Raw genomic sequence first — 12,360 nt, forward strand, 5'->3', positions numbered from 1 at the left:
CGCCCTGTCAGATCTCCATAAGGTCCTCGAGGAGGTGGCGGGCGATGAGGATGCGCTGGACCTCACTGGTGCCCTCGCCGATCTCGTTGACCTTGACGTCACGGTAGTACCGGGCCACCGGTGACTCCTCCATGAAACCGTAGCCGCCATGGATCTGCACCGCCTGGTTGGCACAGGCCGTGGCCACCTCCGAGGCATGCAGCTTGGCCATCGACGCGTACGGGGCCGCGCTCCGACCGGCATCGATCGCGCCGGCCGCGCGCCAGGTCATCAGCCGTGACAGCTCGATCTGCGTGGCCATGTCGGCGAGCTTGAACTGGGTGGCCTGAAAGCGCGCGATCGGCTGGCCGAACTGGTGGCGCTGCACGCTGTAGGAGAGCGACGCGTCGAGACACGCCTGGGCAAGGCCCACCGACAGCGCTGCGATGGCCACCCGGCCCCCTTCAAGTATCTGGAGGAACTGGCGATAACCGCCGCCCTCGGTGCCGATCATGTTGGTCTGCGGAACATGGCAGTCCGCGAACACCAGCTCGCGCGTATCGCTGGCGTGCCAGCCGAGCTTGCGGTACTTGGCCGCCTGGCTGTACCCGGGAGTGCCGCGCTCGACCGCGATCGCGCTGATCTGCGGTTCACCGTCGGCATTCCCGGTCACCGCCGTGACCGTGACCCCGGCGCTGATCTCGGTCCCCGCGTTGGTGATGAACACCTTGCCGCCGTTGATGACCCACTCGCCGTCGCTACGCTCCGCACGCGTCCGGGTCCCGCCCGCGTCCGAGCCGGCCTCCGCCTCGGTGAGGCCGAACGCCCAGAGCTTGGTGCCGGCGAGCAGCTCGGGAAGCCACCGCTCCTGCTGCTCGGAGGTCCCGAAGCTGACGATCGGGCTGATGCCCAGGGAGACTGCAGCCTCGAGCGTGATCGCGACCGCTGCGTCGGCTCGGGCGATCTCCTCGAGCGCCAGGCAGTAGCTGAGGAAGTCGCCGCCGGCTCCGCCCACACTCTGCGGGAAGGGCAGCGCGAACAGACCGAGGTTGGCCATCCCGGCCACCAGGTCGTAGGGGAACTCGCCGGACTCGTCGTAGGCGGCAGCGCGCGGCGCGACCTCGTCCTGGGCGAATGCCCGCACGGTGCTGCGGATCTGGCGCTGCTCGTCGGTGAGGTCGAAGTTCACCGCGCGTGTGTGCCCAACTGGTCCCCGACGAGGCGGACGACGTCCTCGATGGTGTCCGCTATGGCCGCCCCCGCTTCAGTCAGCGCGTCGATCTTGCCCTGCGCGGTGCCGCTGTTCCCGCTGATGATCGCGCCGGCGTGCCCCATGCGCTTGCCGGGCGGTGCGGTGCGCCCGCTGATGAACGCCACCACCGGTTTGTCGAATCCCGAGCTGCGTAGGAACGCAGCCGCCTTCTCCTCGTCACTGCCGCCGATCTCGCCGATCATCACCACCGCGCGCGTCCGCTCGTCATCGGCGAACAGCGCCAGAACGTCGGTGAAGGTCAGGCCGAGGACCGGGTCGCCGCCGATGCCGACCGACGTGGTCTGGCCCATCCCCGCCTGGCCGAGCCCCTGGATCACCTCATATGTGAGGGTGCCGCTGCGCCCGACGATGCCGACCGGTCCGGGCGTGTTGATGTGGTTGGGGATGATGCCCACCTTGCACTGGCCGGGCGTCACAAGGCCCGGGCAGTTGGGACCGAGCAGCCGAGTCCCGGTCCTCCCCACGAACGAGCGCGCCCGGATCATGTCGTGGATGGGGATGCCCTCGGTGATGCACACCGCCAGGGGCACGGCGGCCGCGGCGGACTCCATGATCGCGTCGGCGGCAAATGGCGGGGGAACGAAGATGCCGCTGACGTTGGCCGCAGTGGCAGCGACCGCGTCGGCGACGGTGTCGAAGATGGGGACGCCATTGGCGTCCTGGCCGCCCTTGCCGGGCGACACGCCGGCGACGACGTTAGTACCGAACGCGCGCATCTGCTCGGTGTGGAAACCGCCCTCGCGGCCGGTGATCCCCTGAACCAGGACGCGGCTGGTGCTGTCGACGAGGACGCTCACACGCCGCCCCTGGTGAGCGCGACGATCTTGTCGGCGGCCTCGGTCGCGCTGACGGCGGGGACGATGCCCGCCTCCTGGAGCAGCTCCCGCCCCTCTTCCTCGCGCGTTCCCGTCATGCGCACCACCAGCGGCTTGGTGATCTTCAGCTCGTCGCGGGCGGCGATGACCCCCTTGGCCACCTCGTCGCCGCGCGTAATGCCACCGAAGATGTTGATGAAGACGCCGCGAACCTTGGGATCGAGCAGCACCATCTCCAGAGAGTTGCGCACCTTCTCGGCGCTGGCGCCGCCGCCGACGTCGAGGAAGTCGGCGGGCTCGCCACCATGCTGCTTGACGAGGTCGAGCGTGTTCATGACCAGGCCGGCGCCGTTGCCGATCACCCCGATGTCGCCGTCGAGGTGGACGTAGGTGAGCCCGCGGCGCTGCGCCTCCACCTCGTAGGGGTCGTCGCCGGTACGGCCGTCATCCCCGGTTGCGTCACGGGCGAGCTCCTCGGCGAGCGGGCGGTGGCGGTAGTGGGCGTTCTCGTCGACCTCGAGCTTCCCGTCGGCCGCGAGGAAGTCGCCGTCGGGTGTCAGCACCAGCGGGTTGATCTCGCACGTCACCGCGTCCAGCGCGGTGGCGACCCCGTACAGCTTCTGCGTGAGCACGACCAACGGTGCCGCCAGCTTGGCGGCACGGTCACGCAGCCGCGGCGCATGGCGCAGCGCCGCGAAGACCATCTGGCGGATCTCGTACGCCTGCGGGCCCGCGAACGGGTCGGGCCAGAGCTTGGCGATCTTCTCGGGCGACTCCTCTGCAACCTGTTCGATCTCCATCCCGCCGGCGGCCGAGAAGATGAGCGCCAGAAGCCTGCGATCGCGGTCGAGCGTCAGTCCGAGGTAGAACTCGCTCTCGATCGAAAGACCTGTCTCACACCAGACGCTGCGGACGGGGTAGCCGCGGATGTCCATGGCCAGGATCCGCGTCGCCTCGCGCTCGGCCTGGTCGGGCGTGTCGACGACGGCGATGCCGCCGGCCTTGCCGCGGCCGCCGGTGGGCACCTGCGCCTTGACGGCGACGCGGCCGAGCTCCCGTGCCGCGGCCGCCGCTTCCGCCGGGGTGCGCGCCAGTCGCCCCTGCGGGGTGGCGATGCCGGCTGCCACGAACTGCTGCTTGGCCTGGTACTCGAGGAGCTTCATGAGCGCGCGTCAGTCTAACTTTGCGATCCGCGCCCCCGGCGTGCGAGCTCGGGCGGGCTAGGCGACAGCCTTGCGGGCGGTGATGCGGTCGATCTCCTCGCCGTCCGCGGTGGTCGGGACCCATCGACCGGCGCGCGCGTTGGCGGCTACCTGCTGGGGCGTCGTGGCGCCGGCGATGACAGAGACCACATGCGGCTGTGCCGCCAGCCCGCCGATGGCCACGTCGAGCAGGGTGATGCCGCGCTCGCGTGCGAACCGATCGAGCGCTTCCACGATGTCGAAGTTGGCGTCGGTCATGAGCTTCTGGCCACGGCCGGCATCATTGCCCAGCCGGCTGCCGGCGGGGGGTGCCGTGCCGCGCGCGTACTTCCCAGTGAGCAGCCCGCTGGCCAGCGGGAAGTACGGCAGGATGCCCATCCCGTGACGCGCGCAGGCAGGCGTCACCGAGTCCTCCACCTCGCGACGTTCTAGCAGGCTGTAGTGGTTCTGGGCTGTGACGTAATGCGCCCAGCCGTGCTCGGTGGCGATGGCGTCCGCTTCGTCGATCTGCTCCCCGTTGTAGTTCGAACAGCCGATGGCGCGCACCTTCCCCGCGGTGACGAGATCGCTGAGCGCGCCCAGCGTCTCCTCCTGGCCGACCGAGTCGTCGAAGAAGTGATGCTGGTACAGATCGATGTGATCGGTGGCGAGCCTGCGGAGACTGTCCTCGACCGCTTCCATGGCCCAGCGGCGAGAACCGCCGGTGCGCTGCGGCCCCATCGGGCCGCCGAACTTGGTGGCGATGACAGCCTGGTGGCGCTGGCCGCGCAGGGCGCGCCCGATGATCTGCTCGCTGCGTCCGTCGCTGTAGATGTCGGCGGTGTCGAAGAACGCGACGCCCTCGTCGAGAGCCGCCTGGATGACACGCTCGCTGCGTGCGGCGTCGATCCGGCCGCCGAAGTTGTTGCAGCCGACCCCCACCACGGGAACCTCGATGCCGGACCGTCCCAGTGTGCGCCGCAGCAGTTCGCCCATCGATCTCTCCTCTGTCTGTCTCTGTGCGCCCATCGAACCATGTGGGGCCGTTTCGCAGCGGTGTCGGCATGGTCGATGACCCGCTGTTACCCTCGCGCCATGCCCGACACAGCGGCCCCGGAGGAGCCCGCCGGGAGCGCGCTCCGCCCGGTGGTGGTGGAACGCCCGGTCCTGGCGGTGCGCACGCTGGTCGTGGCGGCCCTCATCGTCATCGCCATCCTTGGCCTGCTCACAGTGCTGCGCCAGGTCCTCGACCTTCTGCTCATCCTCCTGGTTGCGATCGTCTTCGCTGAGGGGATGCGCCCAATCGTCGGCCGGCTGGAGGACCGCCGCCTGCCGCGGCCGGCGGCGATCGCCGTCGTGTACCTCGGTTTCATCGCCGTGCTGGCGCTGCTGATCACGCTCCTGGTGCAGCCCATCGTCGACGAGGCGACCAGCCTGGCTCGCCACCTGCCCAGCTACCAGGCGAGCATCCAGTCAACCGTGGCCTCGTGGCAGCATGCTCTCAACCTCGGCGGCAGTGGCAGCCCCAACATCGGCAACACGCTTGCGGGCAGCCTGGACACCGCCAAGAACGTGCTGCTCACCATCGGCGGCTACATCGTCGGCGTGATCGTCAACCTCATCCTGGTCCTCGTCATCGGCTTCCTCTGGCTGATCACCTCGGACCGTCTCAAACGCTTTGTGGTCGACCTGCTGCCGCTGCGCCACCAGGCGCTGGCCGGCGACGTCTTCGGGGAGATGGGGCAAAGAATGGGGGGCTTCCTGCGCGCCACCGCCATCAACATGGTGGTCGTCGGTGTGCTGACCGGGGTGGCCTGCACGGCGCTCGGCCTGCCCAGCCCGGTGCTGCTCGGCATCTTCGCGGGGCTGACCGCGGCCATCCCGCTGGTCGGGCCCTTCCTCGGCATCGTCCCCCCCTTCCTGCTCGGCCTCACGCTGGGCGCGGGGCACGCGGTGCTGGTCTTGGTGGTCCTGCTCATCGTGCAGTTGATCGACGCCAACTTCGTCGTACCCCAGGTGATGAACCGGGTGGTGTCGCTCCCCGCCCTGGCCGTGGTCGTCTCGCTGCTCATCGGCGGTGCGCTGCAGGGCCTGATCGGGGCGCTGCTTGCCGTCCCCGTGGCCTCCGCGCTGCAGGTGGTGTTCCTCCGGGTGGTGGTTCCCTACATCCACACCACTCAGGGCCGCAACGACCAGGCCTACGCCCGCGCGTACACCCCCCTCTCCGCCGAACATCGTGCCGGCCCAACCGAGGGAGGCCGCCGACTCAATCCACGGTGAAAGCGAAGGGGGAACTGCGTTCCCCCCTCGGGCACCCCCCAGCTCAGCGGTGTCAGCTCCGGCGACGTGAAGTCGCCTGCGCTGACGGTTCTGACGGGGCTGTTCTCATAACGGTATGTTGCCGTGTTTGCGTGGGGGCAGCGTGACCTGCTTGTCCATGGTCATGTGCAGTGCCTTGATCAGCGCCGCGCGCGTCTGCTTGGGCTCGATGACGTCGTCGATGTAGCCGCGCTCGGCAGCGTAGTACGGGTTGGCGAACTGCTCGCGGTACTCACTGATCAGCTCCGCGGTGCGCGCCGCCGGATCGTCGGCGGCGGCGATCTCGCGCTTGAAGATGATGTTGACCGCGCCCTGGGGACCCATCACCGCAATCTCGGCGGTGGGCCACGCGACGTTGTAATCGGCGCGGATGTGCTTGCTGCACATGACGTCGTACGCGCCGCCGTACGCCTTGCGGGTGATCACGGTGAGCTTGGGGACCGTCGCCTCGCAATACGCGTAGAGCAGCTTGGCACCGTGGCGGATGATCCCCCCGTACTCCTGGTCGGTGCCGGGAAGGAAACCGGGCACGTCGACGAACGTCACCAGCGGCACGTTGAAAGCATCACAGAAGCGCACGAACCTGGCCGCCTTGATGGACGCCTCGATGTCGAGCGCGCCGGCGAGCACGCGCGGCTGGTTGCCGACCACGCCGACGGAGTGGCCGTCGAGCCTGCCGAAGCCGCAGATGATGTTCTGGGCGTGGTGCGGCATGACCTCGAGGAACTCGCCGTCGTCCACCACCCGGGTGACGACAGCACGCATGTCGTAGGGCTGGTTGGGATTGTCGGGAACCATCGACTGGAGCTCCGCGTCGGCACGCATCGGGTCATCGAGCGTGGGCCGGTACGGTGGCTGCTCGTGGTTGTTGGCCGGGAGGTAGCCGAGCAGCGCGCGCATCTGGGCGAACGCCTCGTCCTCGGTGTCGGCGTTGAAGTGGGCAACGCCGCTGCGCTGGTTGTGCACGTCCGAGCCACCCAGGTCCTCGAAGCTGACCCGCTCGCCGGTGGTCACCTTGATGACGTCGGGACCGGTGATGAACATGTACCCGACCTTGCGCACCATGAAGATGAAGTCGGTCATCGCCGGCGAGTACACCGCGCCGCCCGTGCACGGCCCGACGATCAGGGAGAGCTGGGGAATGACCCCGCTGGCCTCGACGTTGCGGTAGAAGATCTCCGCGTAGCCGGCGAGCGAGACGACACCCTCCTGGATGCGCGCGCCACCGGAGTCGTTGATGCCGACGCATGGCGAGCCTGTCCGCACCGCCAGGTCCATGATCTTGGTGACCTTCTCGGCGAAGACCTCGCCGAGTGAGCCGCCGAACACCGATGCGTCGTGGCTGAACACGAACACCTGGCGGCCGTCCACGGTGCCCCAGCCCGTGACCACCCCATCGCCGCGCACCCTGCGCTCCTCCATGCCGAAGTTGCTGTTGCGATGCACCGCGAAGACGTCCATCTCTGTGAACGAGCTGGGGTCGAGGAAGCGCTCCACACGCTCGCGAGCGGTCAGCTTCCCCTTGGGATGCTGAGTTCGCTCCGCCGCGCCCTCGCGATGGACGGCGTCATAGCGGCGTTTGCGCAGGAGGTTGATCGACCGCTCGGTCACCGATCCGGGCGTGCCCGTGGTGCCGTTCGATGAAACCTTGGCGCCGTCCGGCGTTTCCTCGGCGTCGCCCGCGCCCTCAGGCGGCACACCTTTGCGGATCGTCCTCGGCATGCGCGCAGGATAGTCGCGGTGGCCGGACCGCGGGGTACGATGCCTGCGGTGGATGCCCTGCTGAACGCGCGGCGCGAGATGCGCTGCATCTTCACCCGCTCGGATCCGGAGATCCAGAAAGCCCGGTGGATGACCGCGCTCTCGCTCGGGCTGGCCAACATCGCCGGCGCGGCGATCACCTTCGCCATCGGCGTGCTGGCGTTCCCGAGCGGGGCGGTGACCAACCGAGGGCTCGCCATCCTGGGCTTCTCGACCGCGGGGTACCTGGCGCTGACGCTGGTGCTCGGCTCGGTCGTGGCGCTGCGCATCGCCGCCACCGCAGAGGAGGTGCTCACCTCGCAGGAGCCGGTGCCGCCGGCCAAGCTGCAGGAGGTGCTGCGCAACCAGTGGCGGCACACGCAGTACTGCGCGATCTACTGGGTGGGCGCGGCCGCCATGGTGGGATTCCTCCTCGCGGTCGTGCTCCAGGCTGAGCCCATCCTCGTCTTCCGCGGCGTGCTCACCGTGCTGCTCGGTGGCCTGACCACCTGTGCGATCGCGTTCCTGCTCCTCGAGCGCGGCATGCGGCCGGTGGTGACCAGGTTGCGTGAGGTGCTGCCGGAGATCACTGCGTGCGCGCCGAGCGTTCGCGCCCGCCTCCTGCTGGCGTGGGGGCTGGGCTCGGGCATACCGCTGCTGGGCATCGCGTTGACTCTCGTCGAGCAGCAGGGCGCGGACCACGGCCGGCTGTTCATCCTGCTCGGCCTGCTCACGGGCGCGGGCATCCTGGTGGGCGCGTACACCAGTGTGCTCGCCGCAGGCTCGGTGGCGGACCCTCTCCGGGCGCTGCACCGCACCATGGAGCGCGTCGCCGACGGCGATCTCTCGGCGACGGTCCCGATCCAGGACAGCGGTGAGATCGGCGACCTGCAGCTGCGCTTCAACAGGATGACCGCCGGGCTGCGCGAGCGCGAGCAGCTGCGTGAGCTGTTCGGCCGCCACGTCGGCACGGACGTGGCGCGCTACGCGGTGGACAACACCAACTTGGGTGGCGAGCAGCGCGACGTCTCGGTGCTGTTCATCGACCTGCGCAGCTCGACTGCGCTGGCTGAGACCCTGCCACCGGTTCGCCTGGTGGCAATGCTCAACGACTTCTTCACCACCGTCGTCGCCGCCGTCGAGTCAGAGGGTGGCTGGGTCAACAAGTTCGAGGGAGACGCGGCCCTCTGCATCTTCGGAGCCCCGGTGCCTCAAGAAGACCACGCCGTGCACGCGCTGCGCGCCGCGCGCAGGCTCAGCAACGACCTCGACGAACTGCGACGCCGCCATCCCGACCTCGACGCCGGCATCGGGGTCGCCGGCGGCACCGTGGTCGCGGGCAACATCGGCAGCGCACAGCGGTACGAGTACACGGTCATCGGCGATCCCGTCAACGTGGCGTCACGGCTGTGCACCCTCGCAAAGCGAGCACCCGGCCGAGTGCTCGTTGACAGCGCCAGCGTCGACGCCGTCGGCGCCGAAGAGCAGGCCAAGTGGGAATCGCGAGGCGACGTAGAGCTGCGAGGCCGCGAGCGCCCGGCGAGCGTCTACGCCCCCGTCGACACCTCTCGGACTCCTACAGCGGTCTCCTGATCGGGGCGGGACGGCATCGCGGAGGGAGCATTGCGAGCAGCGAGGAGATCCACTCGGCGAAGCCGAGTTAGCTCCGAAGCGCCCGTGAGCACCAGCGACCGGAGCGATGCCGTCCCGCCCCGATCAGATGTCCCCACCAGGTTGATGGACCCCGAATATGTCGCGGAGCGCATTGCAGATCTCGCCCACGGTCGCGAGTGACGCGAGCGCCTCTCGCATGACCGGCAGCAGGTTGTCGCTTCCCTCTGCGGTACGACGCACCGCGTCGAGGTGGCGCGTCACCGCTGCGGCGTCCCGGCCGGCGCGGAGCTTCTCGATGCGGTCGACCTGCTCCGCCTCGAGCTCGGCGCCGATGCGGAGGATCTCAACCTCGCGCTGCGAGGACTCAGTGAACCGGTTGACGCCCACGATGACGCGCTCCCCGCTCTCGACCAACTGCTGGTGCCGGTACGCCGCGTCCTGGATCTCGTGCTGGTAGAAGCCTTCCTCGATGGCGCTGACCGCGCCACCGCGCTCCTCGACGCGCGCCATCAGCGCACGCGATGCCTCGACCAGATCGGCGGTGAGACGTTCGACCAGGTATGACCCGCCCATCGGGTCGGCAACGGCTGCGGCGCCGGACTCGAACCCGATGACCTGCTGCGTCCGCAGCGCGATCTCAGCCGCCTGTTCGGAGGGCAGCGCCAAGGCCTCGTCATAGCTGTTCGTGTGCAGTGACTGCGTGCCGCCGCAGACGGCGGCCAGCGCCTGGATGGCCACCCGCACCACGTTGTTGAGAGGCTGCTGCGCGGTGAGAGTCGCACCGCTGGTCTGGGCGTGGAAGCGCAGCGCCAGGCTGCGTGGATCGCGGGCGCCGAAACGATCGCGCATCACCTCTGCCCAGATGGCGCGCGTCGCGCGGAACTTGGCGACCTCCTCGAAGAAGTCATTGCTGACATTGAAGAAGAAGCTGAGCCGGGGGGCGAAGTCGTCGACGGCGAGGCCCGCATCGACGGCGGCCTGCACGTATGCGATGCCGTTGCACAGCGTGAAAGCGATCTCCTGCGGGGCGGTCGCACCCGCCTCACGGATGTGGTAGCCGCTGATGCTGATGGTGTTCCAGCGGGGCAGGCGCTGCGCGCAATACGCGAAGGTGTCCGTCACCAGGCGCATCGAGGGCCGCGGCGGGAAGATGAACGTGCCGCGAGCCGCGTATTCCTTGAGGATGTCGTTCTGGATGGTGCCGCCCAATGCGGCTGGGTCGATGCGCTTGGACTCGGCGACGAGCTCGTACAGCAAGAGCAGCAGGGACGCCGGGGCGTTGATGGTCATCGAGGTGGTGACCTCGTCCTGAGGGATGCCGTCCATCAGCGTGGCCATGTCGTCGAGAGCGTCGATGGCGACGCCGACCTTGCCGACCTCGCCACGCGCCCTGGGGTCGTCGCTGTCGTACCCCATCTGAGTGGGCAGGTCGAAAGCGCAGCTCAGGCCGGTCTGCCCGGCGGCGAGCAGGTAGCGGAAGCGCTGGTTGGTCTGCGCCGCGCTGCCGAAGCCTGCGTACTGGCGCATTGTCCACAATCGCTTGCGGTAGCCCTCGGGTCGCACCCCGCGCGTGAAGGGGAACTCGCCGGCCGGAGGCCACCCGGGGGTGCCCTCAGCCCCGTACGAGGGCTCGAGAGGCAGCCCGCTCTCCGTGTGCGACAGCGCCGGGCCGCCTTCGCTCACTCTGCGGCGTGGTCCGGTTCGGGATCGGCCATGCAGAGCTCGGTCAGCACCCCGGCGCCGGCAGACGGGTGGAGGAAGGCGACGAGCCGGCCGGCGGCGCCACGCCGTGGGGAGCTGTCCAGGGTGCGCAGCCCCAAGCCCGTGTACTCGTCGAGTGCCTCCTGGACGTCGTCGACACCGTAGGCGACATGGTGCAGGCCTCCCCCGCGCCGCTCCAGGAAGCCCGCGATCTTGGAATCGGGGCCGGTCGAGCCGAGCAATTCGACGCGCGATTCACCGACCTCGAACATCACCGCCTCGATGCCGTCGGAGTCGACGCGCTGACGGTGGCTCGGAGGGCGTCCGAGGAGGCGGGTGTACGCCTCGACCGCGGCGTCGATGTCCGGGACGGCGATGCCCACGTGGTCGATCCTGGTCAGCACCCGGCCGAGTATGAAACGCCCGTGCGGCACAGCGCTCACCGAGCCGTTGCACGGAGGCGATGAGCGGCCCCGCGTTCGATGCTACCGTCGGCTCGTCCCCATGTCCCGGCCGCGCCTTCCCGCCGCCGTCGTCGCCACCGCTGCCCTCGTCCTTCTCGCGGCGTACCTGGCGCTGTGGAGTGGCGTCAGCACGATCAACATCGGGACCTCCGACTTCACCGCCACCTACGTCGGTGCCACCCTGCTGCGCGAAGGGCACGGGGCGGCGATGTACGACCAGGCGCTCCAGGCGCCGTTGCACGCCGCGCTCATCGCCCCGCTGCGGCGCGGCAACCTTCCCTACGTCAATCCACCAGTGGCCGCCGCCATCGTCGTCCCCCTGACAGTCCTGCCCTTGGCGACGGCGTACCGGATCTGGCAGGCGGCACAGCTGCTGATGCTCGCTGCCGCCGTCGTGGTGACGCTCCGCAGGGCACCGTGGCCGGCCCGCCTGTCGCAGCCCGGTGTGCGCCTGGCCACCGCCCTGGCCGCGCTGGCCGGGACAGGGACGCTGAGCCTCGGCCTCCTCGCCCAATGGGACGGCTTCACCGCTCTGGGCCTGGCCGGGGCGTACGCGCTGTGGCGCCGCGATCGAGGCTTCGCCGGCGGCGTGGTCCTGGCAGCGAGCGCGGCGATCGCCAAGCCCCACCTGGCCATCGGGCTCGCCGCGCTGCTGCTGGGCTGGCGCGAGCGGCGGGTGCTCGCCGGCGCCGCGGCCGGCCTGGCGGCGGTCGTGCTGGCGTCCCTGATCGCCGCCGGGCCCGCGGGGTTGTCCGGGTTCGTGAGCGCTGGAGTCGCCGACGCCACGCGCTGGCCCCTGGCGTCGCTGCTCGGATTCACCGGGTTGACGGGGTCCTGGCTGGGCAACGGCACGGCGGCGCACCTGCTCGCAGCGGCGGGGAGCCTCGCGGCGGTCGCGGCCTGCATCGGCCTCGGTCGCCGCCTGGCCTGGGATCGGAGCGCCCTCGAGCCCTGCCTGGCTTCGGCCACCCTGCTCTCCCTGCTCGCCTCACCACACCTGCTCAGCCACGACATGGTGCTGCTGGCGCCGGTCCTGGTCTGGATGATGGCCTGGGCCGCCGGCCGGGACGGGGCGTGCGCTTGGCCAGGACGCCATGGCCGCGCCGTGCTCGCCGGCTGGGTGGCGCTCTCGCTGACGACGGCAGTCGACCTCGGGGCCGATCAGGCGGCTCCGCCCGGGCGGCTGGTGCCCTGGGCGCTGCTGGCCCTGGCCGGGGTGCTCATCTGGCAGCTTGGACCGCGGCGCCACAGCGTGGTGATCGCACCCTCCTGAG

Annotated in this window: 10 protein-coding genes; 3 read left to right on the plus strand and 7 right to left on the minus strand. The window is 69.7% G+C overall.

All coding sequences use genetic code 11. The features are described from left to right. Positions 1 to 7: 7 nt before the first annotated feature. From JF886_RS14490 to JF886_RS14505, 4 genes are read right to left on the minus strand one after another with little or no spacing between them, the layout of a single operon-like run. Positions 8 to 1,168 (minus strand): acyl-CoA dehydrogenase family protein, encoded by a 1,161-nt coding sequence (locus JF886_RS14490; RefSeq protein ID WP_337313675.1) that lies wholly within the window; start codon positions 1,166 to 1,168, stop codon positions 8 to 10. After that, positions 1,165 to 2,049, minus strand: a complete 885-nt coding sequence (gene sucD, locus JF886_RS14495) for a succinate--CoA ligase subunit alpha (RefSeq protein WP_337313677.1) — start codon at positions 2,047 to 2,049, stop codon at positions 1,165 to 1,167. Before sucD ends, JF886_RS14490 begins: the two co-directional genes overlap by 4 nt. Then, the gene (sucC, locus tag JF886_RS14500; RefSeq protein ID WP_337313679.1) at positions 2,046 to 3,230 is read right to left on the minus strand and encodes an ADP-forming succinate--CoA ligase subunit beta; all 1,185 of its coding nucleotides are present in this window, start codon (positions 3,228 to 3,230) and stop codon (positions 2,046 to 2,048) included. The genes sucD and sucC overlap by 4 nt, the downstream gene beginning before the upstream one ends. Before the next feature lie 57 nt (positions 3,231 to 3,287). Then, entirely contained in the window at positions 3,288 to 4,244 is a 957-nt protein-coding gene (locus tag JF886_RS14505; RefSeq protein WP_337313681.1) for an aldo/keto reductase, read from the minus strand. Between the two features lie 99 nt (positions 4,245 to 4,343). Here JF886_RS14505 and JF886_RS14510 point away from each other — a divergent pair, with 99 nt between their 5' ends. Further along, complete coding sequence (locus JF886_RS14510) at positions 4,344 to 5,528, plus strand: AI-2E family transporter (protein WP_337313683.1); 1,185 nt, start codon at positions 4,344 to 4,346, stop codon at positions 5,526 to 5,528. Positions 5,529 to 5,633: 105 nt separating this feature from the next. Here the strand turns inward: JF886_RS14510 and JF886_RS14515 are convergent, their stop codons facing one another. Continuing rightward, positions 5,634 to 7,289 carry an acyl-CoA carboxylase subunit beta gene (locus JF886_RS14515; protein ID WP_337313685.1) on the minus strand — a complete coding sequence of 552 codons (1,656 nt, stop codon included), beginning with the start codon at positions 7,287 to 7,289 and terminating at the stop codon, positions 5,634 to 5,636. Positions 7,290 to 7,337: 48 nt separating this feature from the next. On the opposite strand from JF886_RS14515, the gene JF886_RS14520 reads away from it, so the two are divergent. Further along, positions 7,338 to 8,900: an adenylate/guanylate cyclase domain-containing protein gene (locus tag JF886_RS14520; RefSeq protein ID WP_337313687.1), complete on the plus strand. Its 1,563-nt coding sequence runs from the start codon at positions 7,338 to 7,340 to the stop codon at positions 8,898 to 8,900. A gap of 123 nt (positions 8,901 to 9,023) precedes the next feature. Here JF886_RS14520 and JF886_RS14525 read toward each other — a convergent pair whose 3' ends face one another. Both JF886_RS14525 and mce read right to left on the minus strand, forming a co-directional pair. Then, positions 9,024 to 10,604, minus strand: coding sequence for an acyl-CoA mutase large subunit family protein (locus JF886_RS14525; RefSeq protein WP_337313689.1), 1,581 nt, complete (start codon positions 10,602 to 10,604; stop codon positions 9,024 to 9,026). Continuing rightward, the gene (gene mce, locus JF886_RS14530; protein ID WP_337313691.1) at positions 10,601 to 11,026 is read right to left on the minus strand and encodes a methylmalonyl-CoA epimerase; all 426 of its coding nucleotides are present in this window, start codon (positions 11,024 to 11,026) and stop codon (positions 10,601 to 10,603) included. Before mce ends, JF886_RS14525 begins: the two co-directional genes overlap by 4 nt. Positions 11,027 to 11,126: 100 nt before the next feature. Here mce and JF886_RS14535 point away from each other — a divergent pair, with 100 nt between their 5' ends. Next, the gene (locus tag JF886_RS14535) at positions 11,127 to 12,359 is read left to right on the plus strand and encodes a glycosyltransferase 87 family protein (protein ID WP_337313693.1); all 1,233 of its coding nucleotides are present in this window, start codon (positions 11,127 to 11,129) and stop codon (positions 12,357 to 12,359) included. Position 12,360: the final 1 nt, after the last annotated feature.

Origin of the sequence: Candidatus Aeolococcus gillhamiae, from assembly GCF_016464765.1 — a bacterium.
GTDB classification, from domain to species: domain Bacteria; phylum Chloroflexota; class Dormibacteria; order Aeolococcales; family Aeolococcaceae; genus Aeolococcus; species Aeolococcus gillhamiae.